15 protein-coding genes are annotated in these 18,005 nt (G+C 72.1%); 9 read left to right on the forward strand and 6 right to left on the reverse strand.

Annotated elements, in window-relative coordinates; all coding sequences use genetic code 11:
* Nucleotides 1-12: 12 nt before the first annotated feature.
* From OO67_RS18320 to OO67_RS18335, 4 genes are all read right to left on the reverse strand, one after another.
* Nucleotides 13-435, reverse strand: coding sequence for an STAS domain-containing protein (locus OO67_RS18320; RefSeq protein ID WP_033301640.1), 423 nt, complete (start codon nucleotides 433-435; stop codon nucleotides 13-15).
* The gene (locus tag OO67_RS18325) at nucleotides 432-1,526 is read right to left on the reverse strand and encodes a cobalamin B12-binding domain-containing protein (protein WP_033301643.1); all 1,095 of its coding nucleotides are present in this window, start codon (nucleotides 1,524-1,526) and stop codon (nucleotides 432-434) included. Before OO67_RS18325 ends, OO67_RS18320 begins: the two co-directional genes overlap by 4 nt.
* A complete protein-coding gene (locus OO67_RS18330) occupies nucleotides 1,523-3,205 on the reverse strand; it encodes a SpoIIE family protein phosphatase (RefSeq protein WP_078598067.1) in 1,683 nt (560 codons plus the stop codon). The genes OO67_RS18325 and OO67_RS18330 overlap by 4 nt, the downstream gene beginning before the upstream one ends.
* 405 nt (nucleotides 3,206-3,610) lie before the next feature.
* A complete protein-coding gene (locus OO67_RS18335; RefSeq protein ID WP_033301645.1) occupies nucleotides 3,611-4,183 on the reverse strand; it encodes a TIGR03086 family metal-binding protein in 573 nt (190 codons plus the stop codon).
* An 82-nt stretch (nucleotides 4,184-4,265) separates the two neighbouring features.
* On the opposite strand from OO67_RS18335, the gene OO67_RS18340 reads away from it, so the two are divergent.
* From OO67_RS18340 to OO67_RS18360, 5 genes are all read left to right on the forward strand, one after another.
* Nucleotides 4,266-5,102, forward strand: a complete 837-nt coding sequence (locus tag OO67_RS18340) for a helix-turn-helix domain-containing protein (protein WP_033301647.1) — start codon at nucleotides 4,266-4,268, stop codon at nucleotides 5,100-5,102.
* A gap of 179 nt (nucleotides 5,103-5,281) precedes the next feature.
* On the forward strand, nucleotides 5,282-6,031 hold the full coding sequence (locus tag OO67_RS18345) for a Mut7-C RNAse domain-containing protein (protein ID WP_033301649.1): 750 nt from the start codon (nucleotides 5,282-5,284) through the stop codon (nucleotides 6,029-6,031).
* Between the two features lie 99 nt (nucleotides 6,032-6,130).
* On the forward strand, nucleotides 6,131-6,466 hold the full coding sequence (locus OO67_RS18350; protein WP_033301651.1) for a YnfA family protein: 336 nt from the start codon (nucleotides 6,131-6,133) through the stop codon (nucleotides 6,464-6,466).
* Nucleotides 6,467-6,528: 62 nt separating this feature from the next.
* The gene (locus OO67_RS18355) at nucleotides 6,529-7,287 is read left to right on the forward strand and encodes an SDR family NAD(P)-dependent oxidoreductase (protein WP_033301652.1); all 759 of its coding nucleotides are present in this window, start codon (nucleotides 6,529-6,531) and stop codon (nucleotides 7,285-7,287) included.
* A 316-nt stretch (nucleotides 7,288-7,603) separates the two neighbouring features.
* On the forward strand, nucleotides 7,604-9,232 hold the full coding sequence (locus OO67_RS18360) for an alpha/beta hydrolase (protein WP_033301653.1): 1,629 nt from the start codon (nucleotides 7,604-7,606) through the stop codon (nucleotides 9,230-9,232).
* Between the two features lie 103 nt (nucleotides 9,233-9,335).
* Here OO67_RS18360 and OO67_RS18365 read toward each other — a convergent pair whose 3' ends face one another.
* A complete protein-coding gene (locus OO67_RS18365; RefSeq protein ID WP_033301655.1) occupies nucleotides 9,336-10,529 on the reverse strand; it encodes an RtcB family protein in 1,194 nt (397 codons plus the stop codon).
* Nucleotides 10,530-10,700: 171 nt separating this feature from the next.
* On the opposite strand from OO67_RS18365, the gene OO67_RS18370 reads away from it, so the two are divergent.
* The 3 genes from OO67_RS18370 (at nucleotide 10,701) to OO67_RS18380 (ending at nucleotide 14,185) form a co-directional block, all read left to right on the forward strand.
* Nucleotides 10,701-11,519 (forward strand): hypothetical protein, encoded by an 819-nt coding sequence (locus OO67_RS18370; protein WP_033301657.1) that lies wholly within the window; start codon nucleotides 10,701-10,703, stop codon nucleotides 11,517-11,519.
* 241 nt (nucleotides 11,520-11,760) lie between these two features.
* Nucleotides 11,761-12,591, forward strand: a complete 831-nt coding sequence (locus OO67_RS18375) for a DUF3558 domain-containing protein (RefSeq protein ID WP_033301660.1) — start codon at nucleotides 11,761-11,763, stop codon at nucleotides 12,589-12,591.
* 181 nt (nucleotides 12,592-12,772) lie between these two features.
* Nucleotides 12,773-14,185 (forward strand): DUF2637 domain-containing protein, encoded by a 1,413-nt coding sequence (locus tag OO67_RS18380; RefSeq protein ID WP_033301662.1) that lies wholly within the window; start codon nucleotides 12,773-12,775, stop codon nucleotides 14,183-14,185.
* A 96-nt stretch (nucleotides 14,186-14,281) separates the two neighbouring features.
* Here the strand turns inward: OO67_RS18380 and lysS are convergent, their stop codons facing one another.
* A complete protein-coding gene (lysS, locus tag OO67_RS18385) occupies nucleotides 14,282-16,042 on the reverse strand; it encodes a lysine--tRNA ligase (RefSeq protein WP_208861045.1) in 1,761 nt (586 codons plus the stop codon).
* A gap of 146 nt (nucleotides 16,043-16,188) precedes the next feature.
* On the opposite strand from lysS, the gene argS reads away from it, so the two are divergent.
* Complete coding sequence (argS, locus tag OO67_RS18390) at nucleotides 16,189-17,958, forward strand: arginine--tRNA ligase (RefSeq protein WP_033301665.1); 1,770 nt, start codon at nucleotides 16,189-16,191, stop codon at nucleotides 17,956-17,958.
* Nucleotides 17,959-18,005 lie beyond the last annotated feature (47 nt).

An 18,005-nucleotide genomic window follows, 5' to 3' on the forward strand; every position in this document is an offset into this window, starting at 1 on the left:
CGCGACAGCGCGTCAGCCGGAGGGGGCGGGCGGCGGGGCCGCCCGGTAGCGGGCGTCGGCCGGTGGCGGGCCGTCCTCCGCCTGCTCGGCCTCCCGGCCGGCCTCGTCGAGGGCGAAGAGGTGCAGGGTCCCCGTGACGTCCAGGATCCTGCGGAGGAAGGGGGGCGGGTGCTCCAGGTGCAGCACCGCACCGCGGGACGCCGTGCCACGGTGGATCAGCAGGAGGCTGGCGACCCCCATCGAGTCGCACAGCCGTAGCCCGGAGCAGTCCAGGAAGAGGTCGCGCACGGCGTGGTCGGCGGCGAGGCACGCCTGGGCCCGTTCCACGAACTGCTCGCTGGTGTCGTAGTCCAGGTCACCGGCGAGACGCAGCCGTACGGCACCCGGACCGGCCTCGACCGCCAGCGTGAGGGGCGGACACGGGTGTTCGGTCATCCGAGTCTCCGGGGTCGGGGACCGGCGGTTGCCAGGAAGGCGTCCACGACGGTGTGTGCGCGGCCGAGCAGCCGGGTGGACCGGGGGAAGTCCTTGAGCTCCGTCCCCAGGACGTCGAGGACCGGTGTCAGGGACGCGGCCGGGACCCGGCGGGCCTCGAGAATGCCCGCCGTCCACTCCAGGAAGCCGGTGAAGAGTTCGTCGTCGTCCATGTAGAGGGCCACGCCCAGGTAGTCGACGATGTGGGCGATGTCCTGTGCCGTGTGCTCCCGTTGCTGCTCCGTGTAGGCCGCCGCCGCGGGGAAGCGGCTCTCGAGCTGTGCCAGCACCTCCCGCACCAGCTGCGTCCTGCTGCGGGCGACGAGCGTGTACTCCTGGTCGCCCAGGTGCGGCAGATCGTCTATCTGCTGCCTGCCGGCGGCGGGAATCGGCACCGGGAGGCCGTCCGCGATGCGGCGCGCCGCGGAGCGCGCGTCGGGCTCCCAGGCGTCGGCACCCAGCCGGCGTGCGTGCCTGCCGTCGGACCCGAACGCCGCACCGCCGGCCAGTACGGGTACCCCCACCGCCTGGCATGCGGTGATCGCCGCGTGAGCCGTGGGCAGCCGGGTGGGGATCGAGGAGGAGAGCGCGACCACGTCCGCACCGTGGTTGTGCAGGTGCCCGATGAGGTGCGGCGTGGGCACCTGTGCCCCGAGGAAGTCGACCTGCCATCCGCGCAGGGTGAGGACCTCGGCCAGCAGACGCGCAGGGAGCACGTGCCATTCCTGGTCCACGCACGCCACGGTGACCCGGCCCCGCCACGGCTCGGTGCGTCCGGCGGGGTGGTGGGCCAGCGCGGCGATGACCCGCTCGGCGATGGCGCTCGCCGCGTGTTCCTGCGCCACGCTGAGGCGGTTGGCCGCCCATTCGGTGCCGACCCGTTCCTGCACGGGGGCGATGACGTCCAGCAGCGCGGTCTCCGCGTCGATTCCGTCGTCCAGCGCGGTGAAGACCACTTCGGCGGCCGCGTGTTCGTCCCGGTCGGTCACCGCGGCCCACAGCCGGTCCTGGAGGCCGCGCACCCGGGGCGCGGCAGGAGTGTGAGTGCTCATGCCGTGTACCTGCCCCGGGTGTGGCCGTCCACCGCGCTCAGATGCGTGGTCAGCGGGGCGGTGATCGCGACGAGGGCCATGTCGTCGTGCCGGCCGTCGTGCAGCCACTGGGACGCGAGCATCTGGACACGCTCGACCACGGCCGTGCCCGGCATGCCGGCGCACTCCCCGAGGGCCCGCATCAGCCGCTCCTCACCGTACAGTTCGTCGCCGAGGGGCCCGCCGCGTGCCTCGGTGACGCCGTCGGTGTAGAGCAGGCACGTCTCGCCCGGACGGAGGTCGGTCTCCACGGTGCGGACCTCGATGTGGGGCAGCGCCCCGACCAGGGTCCCCCGGGTCTCGATCTCCTCGACACGGCCGTCGTTGCGGATCACCAGGGGGGCGGGGTGCCCCGCCGACGTGAGGCGCAGGCGCACCCGGTTCTCCTTGCGCCGGACCGAAGCGAGCACCAGGGTCGCGAAGCGGGTGTGGTGCGAGTTGAGGAGCGCCCCGTTGAGCAGCCGCAGCATCCGCTCGTGGTCGCCCGCCATCGGTGTCAGCGCCTGCAGCGTGTTGCGGATCTTTCCGGTGAGGACGGCTGCGTCCAGGCCCTTTCCGCACACGTCGCCGAGGACCGCCAGGGACGGGTCGTCAGGTGTGCTGCCGGGGTGTACGTCGTAGAAGTCGCCGCCCACCCGGTCCCGCGCCGCGGCGGGCTGATAGCCGCCGGCGAACTCCACCCCGTTCACCCGGTCCAGCCGGGGCGGCAGCAGGTCCCGCATCAGGGTGCGGGTTATGTCGCTCTGCTCCGCGTACAGCCGCGCCGCGGACAGGGCCGCACCGGCCCGTGCGGCGAACAGCCGGGCGAAGACCTCTTCGCTCTCGTTGAACTCGGTGGTCCCGGTGCTGCGCAGCAGGACCAGGACGCCGGCCGGGACCCCGTGGCCCGGCAGAGGGGTGACGGCGGCCGAGCCCACGGTGCCGGTGAATCCCTCGGGGATGAGCCAGTCGGGCAGTGCGGCGGGGTCGATCCACCGGGACGGGACGGGCGGGAAGCCCTGCAGCGCCTCGCTCAGGCCGGGGACCTGGACGGGGTCCGCCGTCACCGTCCCGCGGACCGCCGCCCCGCCTCCGACCGCGTACGCCATGGGGAGCTGCCGGCCCGCCGCGGGCATGATGACGACGGCGGCCTCGGCGAGGTGCTGGGAGGCGAGCTGGGCGGTGACCTGCATGCAGCGATCGGTGTTCAGCGACGCCAGCAGTACGTTCGACGCCTCGGCCAGGAAGGCGGTTCGCTCCCGTTCCGAGGCGAGTTCCTCCTCGACGAGGAGGCGGCCGGTGTCGTCGACCAGCCACCACGCCACGTCACCGTCCTGGTGGGGGACCGGGTGGGCCTCGAAGTTCCGGGCACCGATCCGGCCCCGGAAGGCGGGGCGGGCTGCGGGAAGGGGGTGGTCACCGAGCGGGCGGCCGGTCGGGTGCGTCGTCTCCTGATGGGCCCGTGCCAGCCACGGCGGCACGGTCTCCGACAGCGCGCCGCCCTGAGCCGCGTCCTCCAGGAGCGCGGTGGCGGCCGGGTTGAGGTCGACGACCGTGCCCGTCCTGTCGACGACGATCACGGCGTAGGGGGCGGAGCCCCACCGGTCGGACTGCGGAAGCTGCTGAGTTCTCGAATCGATCTGTTCCTTCTGACGGGCCATGAGGGGGGACCCGCCTACGGCGAGTCGCACCACCTTCCAACTGGACGAAAATTGCTTTCCCTTCGGCAACCATTGCCCAGCGGGGGAGCGGATGGCAACCCACCCCCTCGTACCGGGGAGGCCCCGGGGGGACGGGCACACAGCCCCCACCGCGAACCTTCACGAGCGGCACACATCTCGGGCGGGCCGGGCCACCCCGGCTCCGCCCGGCGGGATCCGCCGGGCGGACGGGCCCCTCACGTCGCTTCCTGGCGGCCTGTCGCGACCGCGCCCGAGGCGCTCGGGCGCGGTCGTGACGGGCGAGTGTGAGGTATCCGACGGCGCGGATCACCGTGACGACCGTCACCGCGATCCCGTGGCCGAGGAGTGATCTCCAGCCGCACCCGGCCGGCCACACCGCCGCCGTCAGCGGCGGGGCGGACGCCAGCCGGGATCGCGGCCCGTGACGGCCAGCACCCGCTCGAAGGCCGTAGCCCCGGGCGCCACGGGGAACGGCTCGCCGAACACCTTCATCTCCCGGGCCTGCGGGGCCATGGCGGCCAAGCCCGGCTCCAGCTCCGCGACCACGACAGGGTCGGGCACGAAGTCCTGGCCCGTCGCCCGGGCCAGGTCCCAGGCATGCACGGTCAGGTCCCCCAGCACCATGAGCCCCACCGTTCTGGCCGGCATCTGCATGCCCCCGGTCGTCCCTTCCTCCGCGCCGGGCGCGGCCCAGGCCTTCACCAGCAGCGCCGTCTCGTCGTCGAACCGGCCGCGCCAGTCCCCCGTGACGACGTCCTCCGTGCGGCTGAAGTCGGTGGACCCCTTGGCCGCCAGGGCCCGGAAGTTCTCGATCACGAGAAGGAGGTGGTTCAGCAAGGCCCGGACGTCGTACTCGCTGCACGGTGTGGCGAGGGCCAGCTGGTCGTCTTCGACGCCCCGCACGACGGGGACCGCCCGCGCGGCTGCTCCTTCGAGGAGTTCACTGATCGTCTTCATGCCTCCGACGATGCCCCCCGCAGGACACGGCGTCTTGAAGAAACACGACAGCGGCGGCTCGCGCGCGCCCTAAGATCCCGCCATGGCCGGATCCGGACGCGAGACACGGGGCATCGTCGACGCCCCTGACCTGTTCACCCGCGTCCACTTCCGCCTCCGCGACCCCGCCCCCGCGCTGCGGGCCCACGTCGAGCACTACTGGCTGATCGACTGGGACCTGTCCGAGCCCTACACCTCGCACGTGGTGCCGCACCCGAGCGTCCACCTGGTCTTCCAGCGGACGGAGCCGGGCGGTGAACGGGAGCGGGCCGGCTCCGCCGAGGTCTACGGCGTCGTGCAGGGCCTGTTCAGCCGGCGGCTGGAGGGCAGGGGCCGGGTGTGCGGCGTGAAGTTCAGGCCCGGGGCCTTCCGGCCGTTCGCCCCGGACCGGCCCGTGTCGGAGTGGACCGGCCGCCGGGTCCCGGCCGACGAGGCTCTGGCCGTCGCCGGGCACGGGCCCTCCGCGTCGGCGACGGCGCGGACGGTGCTCGACCCTGCCGACGAGGACGCCCGCGTCGGAGCACTGGACTCGTACCTGGTGCCGCTCCTCCCTCCTCCGGACCCCCAGGCGCGACTCGCCACCGAGCTCGCCGAACTCGCGCGCACGGACCGCTCGCTGCTGCGGGTCGACGCCCTCGCCCGCGCGGGTGGTCTGTCCGTGCGCTCGCTGCAGCGCCTGTTCTCCGCCTATGTGGGAGTCGGGCCCAAGTGGGTCATCCTCCGCCACCGCATCCACGAGGCGCTGCAGCGCGCCGGGACGGACCCGGAGCCCGACTGGGCGGAGCTCGCCGCCGATCTCGGCTACAGCGACCAGGCACACCTGGTCAGGGACTTCACGGCCACGGTGGGGGTACCCCCGACCGCCTTCGCGCAGCACTGACGCCCCCGCCACCGGCGCGGCCCCTGCCCCGGTGTGCCGCGCGTGGCGTTCCCGGCCGGAGGGCGACGGGCCCTCGGCGGCCCCCCGCCCTCCGGCAACGCGCCGGGGCGGGCCGTCACCGAGCCGCGGCAGCCGGAAACCTGTCGCTGCAGCGCCCGGCGGGGTGGCATCCTGACCGGGTGAACGGACCCGAGATCACCGTCGAAGTAGCGCCGGAACTGCGGCTCTTCGTCGCACACGACCGCCGCCGTGGGCGCACCTCCGTCACCACGGACGGTTCGTCGACCCTCGGACACGTCGTCGAGTCCCTCGGCGTGCCGCTCACCGAGGCCGGGCAGCTCCTGGTCGACGGCCGCCCCGTGCCCGTGTCACACATCCCCGGCGCGGGGGAACTGGTCGAGGTACGGGCGGTGCGACGCCCCCAGCAGGTCCCCGGCGCACCGCTGCGCTTCCTGCTCGACGTCCATCTCGGCACCCTCGCCCGGCGGTTGCGGCTCCTGGGCGTGGACGCGGCGTACGAGAGCGAGGACATCGGCGACCCGGCGCTCGCCACCCTCTCGGCGGAGCAGCGACGCGTCATGCTCTCCCGCGACCGGGGGCTGCTCCGGCGCAGGGAGATCTGGGCGGGGGCGTACGTCTACAGCGACCGGCCCGACGAGCAGCTCCGCGACGTGCTGGGCCGCTTCGCCCCCGCACTCGCGCCGTGGACCCGCTGCACCGCCTGCAACGGGGAACTGACGGAGGCGGACAAGGACTCCGTGAGCGCCCGCCTGGAGCAGGGCACGCAGGCGTCGTACGACGTGTTCGCGCAGTGCACCGCCTGCGGCCGGGTGTACTGGAGGGGCGCCCACCACGCCCGCCTGGAAGCCGTCGTCGCGGAGGCGGTGCGCGACTTCGGCGGAGCGGGGAGCCAGGCGCCGACGGCCTGACGGGCCCTCCCCGCCCGCCCGGCACGCTCCCCGCCGCGGCCCGCACACGCAGCCGGGCCTCCGCGCTGTTCCCCCGCACCCGCGTGACACCCTGGCCGCATGCTCGTCGCCCGTTCCGTCGCCCTCTTCGTCGTCGCCGCGCTCTTCGAGATCGGGGGCGCCTGGCTCGTCTGGCAGGGCGTGCGGGAGCACCGCGGCTGGATCTGGATCGGCGCGGGCGTCATCGCCCTCGGCGCGTACGGCTTCGTGGCCACCCTCCAGCCGGACGGTGACTTCGGCCGCATCCTGGCGGCGTACGGCGGGGTGTTCGTCGCCGGTTCGATCGCCTGGGGCGTGGTCGCCGACGGGTACCGGCCCGACCGCTGGGACGTGACCGGCGCACTGGTCTGCCTGGCCGGCATGGCGTTGATCATGTACGCCCCCCGTAACCACTGAACCCGCGCCGGGAACGCCCGCCTATCCTGGCCGCGTACCGATCAGCCGCCCGAGGAGTTCGTATGGCCGCCACCCCCATCGCCGTCATCACCGGCGCGAGCAGCGGCATCGGCGCCGCGACCGCCAGGCAGCTGGCCGCAGCCGGATACCGCGTGGTGCTCACCGCACGCCGCAAGGACCGCATAGAGACACTGGCCGCCGAGCTCACCGAAGCGGGCCACCAGGCAGCGGCCTACGCCCTGGACGTCACCGACCGCGCGGCGGTCGACGAGTTCGCCACCGCGTTCCGGTCCCTGGCCGTCCTCGTCAACAACGCGGGCGGCGCACTGGGCGCGGACCCCGTCGCCACGGGCGACCCCGCGGACTGGCGCCAGATGTACGAGACCAACGTCATCGGCACCCTCAACGTCACCCAGGCCCTGCTCCCCGCCCTCACCGCGAGCGGGGACGGCACGATCGTGGTCCTGTCCTCGACGGCCGGTCTCTCCACCTACGAGGGCGGTGGCGGTTACGTCGCCGCCAAGCACGGCGAGCACGTCCTGGCGGAGACCCTGCGCCTGGAGATCGTCGGCACCCCGGTCCGCGTGATCGAGGTCGCGCCCGGCATGGTCAAGACCGAGGAGTTCGCCACCACCCGCTTCCGGGGTGACACCGAGAAGGCCGCCAAGGTCTACGCGGGTGTGGACGCCCCGCTCTCCGCCGACGACGTGGCCGACACGATCACCTGGGCGGTCACCCGCCCCAGCCACGTCAACATCGACCTCCTGGTGGTCCGCCCCCGCGCCCAGGCCTCCAACTCCAAGGTCCACCGCACACTCTGAAGGCCGGCCCGCCCCGGCTGACGACGCGCGCGAGCCCCGGACCTCCACCGCGAGGGGGTGCCGGGGCTCGCGCGCGTACGGATCCGGCGGCCCGGCAGGGCCTCGTCGCGACGGCCGGGCGGGCCCCACGGACCGTGAGCGGCCCCTCCTACCCGCTGCCGGGCCCGCCCGCACCCCCGGCACGGACCGGATCGGCCATATGGATGCGGCCGCCTCGCGCGCGGTACCGGGCCCCTGTGTTGTGGACACGGAAGTGTGCCCGGCACCGGTCGACCGCGGCCCCGGGCGCCCAGTCACCGAGAGGGAAGGCCGGAGCATGCCCATACAACCCCTGCGCGGATTCATAGCGGGTCGGCGACGTCACGCCGCGGTCATCGCCGCGGTGATGACCTGTTCGGCGGTACTGACCGGGCAGGACCGCGTCACGGCCGACGGTGCGTCCACCCCTTCCGTGCCCGCCCCGAAGCTGGACTGGACGTCCTGCGTGCAGGGCAGCCCCTTCGACTGCGCGACCGCGCAGGTGCCGCTGGACTACACGAGACCAGGTGGCCGCACCATCGAGCTGGCCGTCGTCAGACGGAAGGCCACCGGTCCCGGACGGCGCATGGGCACCCTGTTCTTCAACCCGGGCGGCCCCGGCGGGCCCGGGACGGTGCAGATGCCGCAGAACTACGAGTTCTTCCCGCGTGAGGTGCGGGAACGGTTCGACATCGTCAGCTGGGATCCCCGCGGCGTCGGCAGCAGCACCGCCGTGAACTGCTTCGCGAGTCCGCAGGAGGCCGCCGGCTGGAACGCGGGCAAAGCGGCCGGCTTCCCGGTGGGCGAGGAGGAGCGGGCGGCCTTCGTCGCCGCGTACGAGGATCTGGCGCGGCGCTGTCAGCAGCGGGACCCCGGACTCCTGAGCCACGTGTCGACCGCCGACACCGCTCGCGACCTCGACCAGCTCCGCCGTGCTGTGGGCGAGCGGCAGGTCAACTACTACGGGATCTCCTACGGCACGATCCTGGGCGCCACCTACGCCAACCTCTTCCCCGACAAGGTCCGGGCCATGACCCTCGACAGCAACATCGGCCCGGACGCCTGGACGAACGACGGGGCCGACGACGCCCGGCTCACGACGTTCCTGCGCGTGGGGTCGGACCGCAGCGCGGCCGCGACCCTGGACGAGTTCCTCGAGCTCTGCGGTTCGGCCCCCACCGCCCGGTGCGCCTTCTCGGCCGGCTCCCCGGAAGCCACCCGGGACAAGTTCGGCCGGCTGACGCAGCGGCTCCGGGAGGAGCCCGTGGACACGTGGACCTACGCCCGGACGGTCGCCGACGCGGTGAACGCCCTCTACCTCGTCAGCGGGTGGGCGGACCTCGCCGCCCGGCTGGAGGCCCTGTGGCACGGCCGGACCCCGGAGACGGCGCCGTTCCCGCCCGCTCCACCGGTACCGGATCCGAATCCGTACCTGGGCGAGGAGCAGGCCGCCGCCGTGCTCTGCGGTGACAGCCCCAACCCGCGCGAGGCCGCCGGCTACCAGGCGCTGGAGGAGGCCGCCGCAGTCCGGGCGGGCGACAGCGGGCGCTTCTGGACCTGGGCGGCCGCGGGGTGCGCCACCTGGCCCGCCTCCCCCGACCGCTACACAGGCCCCTGGGACAGGCCGACCGCGAACCCCGTCCTCGTGGTCGGCACCACGTACGACCCCTCGACCGCCTACCCGAACTCGCGCGCCATGACCGATGCCCTGGCGGACGCCCGCCTGCTCACCAACGAGGGATACGGGCACACCGCCCTGCTCAACCCCAGCAGCTGCGTACAGGAGTACGAGAGCCGCTACTTCGTCGACGGCACGCTCCCGCCGGCCGGGACGACGTGCCGCCAGGACACGCCCCCCTTCTCCGCCCCCCGGCCGAGCGGCGGCGTCGCGGCCGGCGGCGGCGGAACGGCCGCCGCCGTCTCCTGATCCCCGCGGCCACCGGCTCACAGCGCACAGCGCACGCTCACAGCGACCGGCAGGCCCCGGACCGAGACCGGTCCGGGGCCTGCCGCTCACGTGGTGCCCGGCCTCAGCCCTTCACGCACACGAGCTGCTTGAGCTTCGCGACGACCTCGACCAGGTCCCGCTGCTGGTCGATGACCTGCTCGATCGGCTTGTACGCCGCCGGGATCTCGTCCACCACACCGGAGTCCTTGCGGCACTCCACGCCCCGCGTCTGGTCCTCCAGGTCCTGCGTCGAGAACCTCCGCTTGGCCGCGTTCCTGCTCATCCGCCGGCCCGCGCCGTGCGAGGCGGAGTTGAACGACTTCGCGTTCCCCAGACCCTTCACGATGTACGAACCGGTCCCCATCGATCCGGGGATGATGCCGAACTCCCCGGACCCCGCGCGAATCGCGCCCTTACGGGTGACCAGCAGGTCCATCCCGTCGTACCGCTCCTCCGCCACGTAGTTGTGGTGGCAGGAGATGACCGGCTCGAAGGTGACCCCGGCCTTCTTGAATTCCTTCCGGACCACGTCCTGGAAGAGACCCATCATGATCGAGCGGTTGTACTTGGCGTACTCCTGGGCCCAGAACAGGTCGTTGCGGTACGCCGCCATCTGCGGGGTGTCCGCGATGAACACCGCCAGGTCACGGTCGACGAGGCCCTGGTTGTGCGGAAGCCTCTGGGCCTGCCCGATGTGGAAGTCGGCGAGCTCCTTGCCGATGTTCCGGGAACCGGAGTGCAGCATCAGCCACACCGAGCCGGCCTCGTCGAGGCAGAACTCGATGAAGTGGTTCCCGCTCCCGAGCGTTCCCATCTGCTTGGTGGCCCGCTCCTGACGGAACCTGACCGCCTCGGCGACCCCGTCGAACCGCGACCAGAAGTCGTCCCAGCCGGCGGTCGGGAAGCCGTGGAGCTTCCCCGGGTCGACCACGTCGTCGTGCATCCCCCGGCCCACCGGAATCGCCTGCTCGATCTTCGACCGGAGCCGCGAGAGATCTCCCGGCAGGTCGTTGGCCGTCAGCGACGTCTTCACTGCCGACATCCCGCAGCCGATGTCCACGCCCACCGCGGCCGGGCAGACCGCGCCGTGCATCGCGATCACCGAACCGACGGTCGCGCCCTTGCCGAAGTGGACGTCCGGCATGACCGCGAGGCCCTTGATCCAGGGCAGCGTGGAGACGTTGCGCAGCTGCTGCATCGCGCCGTCCTCGACCGACGCCGGATCCGCCCACATACGGATGGGAACCTGTGCCCCCGGCACCTCTACATAAGACATAACCCCTCGATTCCCCCGAAAAGACTGAAAGCGCAAAACCGGTGCCGAGGTCGGCATAAAGGTCGGCCGACCGGCATTCACAGCGGCGCGTGCGATACACATTGTGTCCATCGGCCGCCATCGAGCGGCAACCCGTTTTCGTACCGAAGGGAGCCTGGGACCGTGCGACACATGGCGTACGTACCCGGCGTCGCGCTCCTCCTCGCGCTCGTCGCCGGCTGCAGCGCCGGCTCCGGCGCCGACGACCCCGACGCCGACAGCAAGCCCGGCAGCCCGACGGTCACCGCCGCGCCCCCGGGGAAGTACCGGACGCTGCCCGAATCCTGCCGCGCCGTGCCGGTCGCCATGCTCAAGGACCTGCTGCCGGGCGCCACCGGACTGTCCGAGGAGCAGCAGGAGAAGGTGTACGGGGGCACGGCCACCGTCACCTACGACACCGACCGCAAGGTCGGCTGCCGCTGGAAGTCGGACGCCCCGGACGCCTCCAGGAACCTGTCCATCGACTTCGAGCGCGTCGTGTCGTACGACCCCTCGGTGAGCGACGACGACCGCGCACGGGAGGTGTACGCCACGAAGGAGGAGGCCGCTTCTCTCCCCACGTCGGCCGGGGTCACCCCCAGCGAGAAGCCCAGCGGCTCCGCCTCAGCGCCGGCCGCCGGCACGCCTTCCGCCTCCCCGAGCGGCGCCTCCTCCGCCTCGCCCTCCGCCGACCCGTCCGGCAGCACCGCCGGCGTCGACCCCGACGAGGATCTCCGGCCGCGGCTGCTCGACGAGCTCGGGGATGCCGCGTTCCTGGACGACGAGCTCACCCGGGCAGGTTCCACCGCACAGCACCGCACCGTGAGCGTGGTGTTCCGCACATCGAACGTCATCGTGACCGTCCAGTACACCGAGCAGCCGGCCCGGGTCACCGCGGTCCCCGACAGCAGGGAACTGCAGGAGAAGGCCCAGGCCCTGGCGCGGAAGCTGGCCGAGACGCTCATCGACTGACCGGGCCCCACGACCGCCCCGGCCGGGGCCTCCTGCGCACCCCGGGGTCTTCGGCCGGAGGCGGCATCCGGTCCCGGTCCGTCGTACCGTGGCCCCCGACCGACGTACCGAGCGGCGTGCCCGAAGGTGTACGACCGCGACGTACGGCCCGACGTACCGTCCGAAACCGCGAACGCCCGACCGGCGTACCGTCCGACCGCCCGCACGACCGAGACCGCCGTGCCGTCCGAGTGAAGGAACCATGCACCGATCAGCCCCGCGACTGTCCCGCATACTCGCCTGCGCCGCCGTTCCGGTGATGCTCGTCGTCGCCGGCTGCTCGTCGGACTCCGGCGACGCGAAGGAGTCGGGCTCCTCGGCCTCTCCGAGCGCGAAGAAGGCCGAGCCGACCGTCGAGCCCGCCAAGTTCGACGCGCTGCCCGACGCCTGCACGTCGATCGGCAAGAAGACGATCGAGGACCTGGTCCCGAAGACCAAGAACAAGGGCGGCACCCCCGGCAAGTCCAGCGACACCTCGGTCCGCGGCGGCTGCTCCTGGAACGGCCTGGACGACAACGGCGTGAAGGGCTCCCAGTACCGCTGGCTCGACGTCGGATTCACCCGCTTCGACTCCGACCAGTCCCTGGGCAGCGGTGCGAAGCGCGCGACGGACGAGTACACGAAGCAGGTCGCCAAGACCCAGGCGACCGAAGGGGCCAAGAAGGTGTCGGCCAAGCCCGCCGCCGGTCTCGGTGAGCAGGCCACCTCGGTCACGTACGGCCTCACCAAGTCGAGCGAGGACTTCGAGTACGCGACGCTCGTGGCCCGCACGGGGAACGTCGTCGTGAGCGTCACCTACAACGGCGCGGGGTTCGCGGGCGCCAAGTCCCCCTCGTCCGCCGACATCCTGAAGGACGCCCTGAAGGCCGCCGAGGAGGCCGTCGCGGCGGTCGGCGCCGACGACGGTGCGAAGACCTCCCCCTCGGCAAAGACGTCGGCCTCCCCGTCCGCCGAGCCGACCGCGAAGGCGTCGGACAAGGCGACCGCGAAGGCGACGGGCAAGTCGTCCGCGAAGGCCGTCAGCAAGTCGTGACCAGCGCCCGGCAGGGGCCCGGATCGCCCTGCCCGGAGGCGCCTTGACGAAGCCCGGTGCTCCCGCGAGTACCGGGCTTCGGCCCATCCCCACGCAACACTCCCGCCTGGCATGTGCCAGGCTGTGCCCGCGCCGGATGCCGAAGTGAGGCCGGTTCATCGAAGTCGGGAGGGGATCGCGGGTGGCCGCAATGCAGCTGACACGCACGCACCGCGTACTCATCGGGGTCGTCGTCGCCGGCGCCGTGCTCATCGCCGCGATCGGGTTCGCCGGCTCCTACGCCGCCGTGCGCGAACTCGCGGAGGAGAAGGGCTTCGGCGAGTTCTCGGTCGTCTTCCCGATCGGTATCGACGCGGGCATCTGCGTCCTGCTGGCGCTGGACCTGCTGCTGACGTGGATGCGGATACCCTTCCCGCTGCTGCGTCAGACCGCCTGGCTGCTGACCGCGGCGACGATCGCCTTCAACGGCGCCGCCGCCTGGCCCGACCCGCTCGGCACGGGCATGCACGCCGTGATCCCCATCCTGTTCGTCGTCGCCGTCGAGGCCGCACGGCACGCGGTGGGCCGGATCGCGGACATCACGGCCGACAAGCACATGGAGGGCGTCCGCCTCACCCGCTGGCTGCTCTCCCCCGTCCCCACCTTCAAGCTGTGGCGCCGGATGAAGCTGTGGGAGCTGCGCAGTTACGAGCAGGTCATCAAGCTCGAACAGGACCGGCTGATCTACCAGGCCCGCCTCCAGGCCCGCTTCGGCCGCAACTGGCGCCGCAAGGCACCCGTCGAGTCGATGATGCCGCTGCGCCTGGCGAAGTACGGCGTCCCGCTCGCCGAGACCGCCCCGGCAGGCCTCGCCGCCGCGGGCATCGAGCCGGCTCTGCTCCCGCCGGCGCCGGCGCCGGCAGCGGTCGAGGCCGAGCAGCAGCACCCCCAACTCCCGTACGTCCCGCAGCCGCAGGAGCAGCAGCACAGCCCTCGGCAGGACCAGCACAGCCGGCCGGACGGGTACGACCGCTACGACCGGCACGACCGGTACGACGAGCAGAAACGCTTCGTCCAGCAGGACGAGTTCGCGCGGCAGGAAGACCTCCAGGAGGCCCCTGGATCGCACGAGAGCCCGTGGTTCGCTGCCCCCAAGGTGCCGGACGAGGCGTACGAGGGCGCGTACGACCCCGGGTACGACGAGGGCTCCGATCCCGGCCCGGTGATGATTCCCTCGGGCCCCGGCCGCACCCGCCCGCTCGGCGACGTGGGCACCGTGCCGCACCCGCGCCACGAAGAGACCCCCGAGGGCCGGCCCCAGGCTGCCCCTCAGCCCCAGCCCGCCGAGACGGCCCAGGTCCTCGACCCCGAGGACGCTCCGCAGCTGGAGGAGTGGTCCCAGGAGGACGCCGAGTTCGCCGACATGGCCTTCGAGGTGTACAGCGCGTACACGGACCAGGAGGGCCAGTTCCCGACCGCGGAGATCCTGGACATACACCTCTCCGACACGCGCAACGTCAGCCACCCCCGCTCGCGGGAGCTGCTCCTGCGCCTGATGCCGGACTTCAGGCAGGCGTACGTGCCGGCGCAGTCGACGGCCGACCAGAGCGCCTGAGGCCTGCCGGCTCGGCCTCCCGCCGCGGAGAGGCCGCAGAAAGGGGCCGCCGCCCGGGATGTCCCGGGCGGCGGCCCCTTTCCCTCGCCTACGGCGTCACGCGCCGAGCAGCGTCCGCACCCGGTCCGCCCCGACGGCGAGGAGGAGCGTGGGCAGGCGCGGACCGGTGTCCCGGCCGACGAGCAGCCGGTACAGCAGTGCGAAGAAGGAGCGCTGGGCCACCTTCAGCTCGGGCGTCGGCTTGGCGTCGGGTGCCAGGCCCTCCAGCACCTTCGGCACCCCGTAGACCAGCGTGGTCAGGCCGTCCAGCGACCAGTGCGAGTCGAGCCCTTCCAGCAGCAGCCGCAGCGACTCACGGCCCTGCTCGTCCAGGGAGCCGAGCAGTTCCTTGTCGGGCTCGTCACGGACGATGGTGCGGGCCTCGGCCGGCACCTGGGTGGTGATCCAGTTCTCCGCGCGGTCGAGCCGGGGCCGTGCCTCGTCGAGCGAGGTCAGCGGGTTCTCCGGGTCGAGCTCGCTGAGGATGCGCAGCGTCTGGTCCTCCGCACCGGCGGTGATGTCGGCGACCGAGGCGAGCGTGCGGTACGGGAGCGGGCGGGGGGTGCTGGGCAGCTCCCCCGCGGCCGTACCGATGGCCCGTGCGTAGGCGGCGGCGTCGGCGGGCAGCACCGTGCCGTCGGCCACCTTGCGGGCCAGCGAGTCCCACTCGTCGTACAGACGCTGGATCTCCTGGTCGAAGGCGATCTTGAAGGACTGGTTCGGCCTGCGGCGCGCGTACAGCCAGCGCAGCAGCGGAGCCTCCATGATCTTCAGCGCGTCGGCCGGGGTCGGCACGCCGCCCTTGCTGGAGGACATCTTCGCCATGCCGGAGATCCCGACGAACGCGTACATCGGCCCGATCGGCTGGACGCCGTCGAAGACCTCGCGCACGATCTGGCCGCCGACGACGAAGGAGGAGCCCGGCGAGGAGTGGTCCACGCCGCTGGGCTCGAAGATCACACCCTCGTAGGCCCAGCGCATCGGCCAGTCGACCTTCCAGACCAGCTTGCCGCGGTTGAACTCGTTGAGCCGGACCGTCTCGGCGAAGCCGCAGGCCGAGCAGGTGTAGTTCAGCTCGGTCGTGTCGTCGTCGTAGGAGGTGACGACCGTGAGGTCCTTCTCGCAGTTGCCGCAGTAGGGCTTGTACGGGAAGTAGCCGGCGGAGCCGGAGCTGCCGTCGTCCTCGTCCGCCGCGCCGGAGCCCTCGGCGGCCTCCAGCTCGGCCTCGTCGACCTTCTTCTGCTGCGGCTTCTTGCCGCCCTTGGCGCCGGCCGCGCCGTCCTTCTTGGTGCGGTAGCGGTCCAGGACGGCGTCGATGTCCGCCCGGTGCCTCATCGCGTGCAGGACCTGCTCGCGGTAGGTGCCCGCCAGGTACTGCTCGGTCTGGCTGATGCCGTCGTACTCGACGCCGAGCTCGTCCAGCGCCCCGGTCATCGCGGCCTTGAAGTGCTCGGCCCAGTTCGGGTACGCCGACCCGGCCGGGGCGGGCACGGACGTCAGCGGCTTGCCGATGTGCGCCTGCCAGGTGTCGTCGACACCCTCGACTCCGTTCGGCACCTTGCGGTAGCGGTCGTAGTCGTCCCAGGAGATCAGGTGCCGCACGGTGTACCCGCGGCGGCGGATCTCGTCGGCGACCAGGTGCGGGGTCATGACCTCGCGGAGGTTGCCCAGGTGGATCGGGCCCGACGGGGAGAGGCCGGAGGCGACGACGACCGGTTTGCCAGGCGCACGTCGCTCCGATTCGGCGATGACATCGTCCGCGAAGCGGGAGACCCAGTCGGTCTCGGTGCTGCTCTGACTCGAAGCCACGGTCGGCACGTCCTTCTCTCGTGTAGGACTCGTAGGGGCGTCCCCCAGCAGGGGAACCCCATTCTCCCAGGTACCACCCGCAGCGCGAAAACGGCTTTACGCCCCGTGGGATACTGGGGTGATCCCTTGTCCTCTACCGAAACGGCAGCCGTCTCATGGCTTCGGTCCCCTCCCTCGCTTCCACGCTCCAGCAGCAGCTGGCGGACGCCCTGACGGCAGCACTGCCGGAAGCCGGCACCGCGGACCCGCTGCTGCGCCGAAGCGACCGGGCCGACTTCCAGGCCAACGGGATCCTCGCGCTCGCCAAGAAGCTCAAGGGCAACCCGCGCGAGCTGGCCTCCAAGGTCACGGCGGCCCTCCCGGCCGGTGACCTGATCAAGGACATCGAGGTGTCCGGCCCCGGCTTCCTGAACGTCACGCTGACCGACGGGGCGATCATCCGCACGCTCGCCGCGCGCGCCGCCGACGGCGACCGGCTCGGCGTCCCGCCGAAGGCCGCCCCCGGCACGACCGTGATCGACTACGCCCAGCCGAACGTGGCCAAGGAGATGCACGTCGGCCACCTGCGGTCGGCGGTCATCGGTGACGCGATGGTCCAGATCCTCGAATTCACCGGTGAGAACGTCGTCCGGCGCCATCACATCGGCGACTGGGGCACCCAGTTCGGCATGCTCATCCAGTACCTCTTCGAGCACCCGGACGAGCTGAAGCACGAAGACGACAAGGCCGACGGCGAGGCGGCGATGTCGTCGCTGAACCGCGTCTACAAGGCGTCGAGGGTCCTGTTCGACTCCGACGAGGAGTTCAAGGCGCGCTCACGCGACCGGGTGGTGGCCCTCCAGGCCGGAGACCCGGAGACGCTGGCGCACTGGCAGCGCTTCGTCGACGAGTCGAAGATCTACTTCTACTCGGTCTTCAACAAGCTCGACATGGAGATCGACGACCCCGACATCGTCGGCGAGTCCGGCTACAACGACATGCTCGAGGAGACCTGCCGGATCCTGGAGGAGACGGGCGTCGCCGTCCGCTCCGAGGGCGCGCTGTGCGTGTTCTTCGACGACGTGAAGGGCCCGGACGGCAACCCGGTCCCGCTGATCGTCAAGAAGACCAACGGCGGCTACGGCTACGCGGCCACCGACCTCTCCGCGATCCGCGACCGGGTGCAGAACCTCAAGGCCGACACCCTCGTCTACGTCGTGGACGCCCGGCAGTCCCTGCACTTCAAGATGGTCTTCGAGACGGCCCGCCGCGCCGGCTGGCTGAACGAGGACGTCAAGGCGCACCAGCTGGCCTTCGGCACGGTCCTCGGCAAGGACGGCAAGCCGTTCAAGACCCGTGAGGGCACCACCGTCCGGCTGGAGGACCTCCTCGACGAGGCGGTCGACCGGGCGACCACCGTGGTCCGGGAGAAGGCCGGGAAGGTGGGCCTGTCCGAGGACGAGATCATCGAGAACGGCCGGTACGTCGGCGTCGGCGCCGTGAAGTACGCGGACCTGTCGACCTCCGCCGTGCGGGACTACAAGTTCGACCTGGACCAGATGGTGTCGCTGAACGGCGACACCTCGGTCTACCTCCAGTACGCCTACGCCCGGATCCGGTCCATCCTGCGCAAGGCGGGCGACGCGAAGCCCGCCGCGCACCCGGAGCTGGAGCTGGCCCCGGCCGAGCGCGCGCTGGGCCTGCACCTGGACCAGTTCGGCGCGGTCCTGGACGAGGTGGCCGAGGGGTACGAGCCGCACAAGCTGGCCGCCTACCTCTACCAGCTCGCCTCGCACCTCACCACGTTCTACGACCAGTGCCAGGTGCTGAGCGACGAGAACCCGGCGGAGGTCGTCGAGAACCGGCTGTTCCTCGTCGAGCTCACCGCCCGCACCCTGCACCAGGGCATGAAGCTGCTCGGCATCAGGACGCCCGAGCGCCTCTGATCCGGCCTCCGGCAGCCGCCTCGGCTCCGGACCGCACCACGCATGAA

Origin of the sequence: Streptomyces atroolivaceus, assembly GCF_000717025.1 — a bacterium.
GTDB lineage: Bacteria > Actinomycetota > Actinomycetes > Streptomycetales > Streptomycetaceae > Streptomyces > Streptomyces atroolivaceus.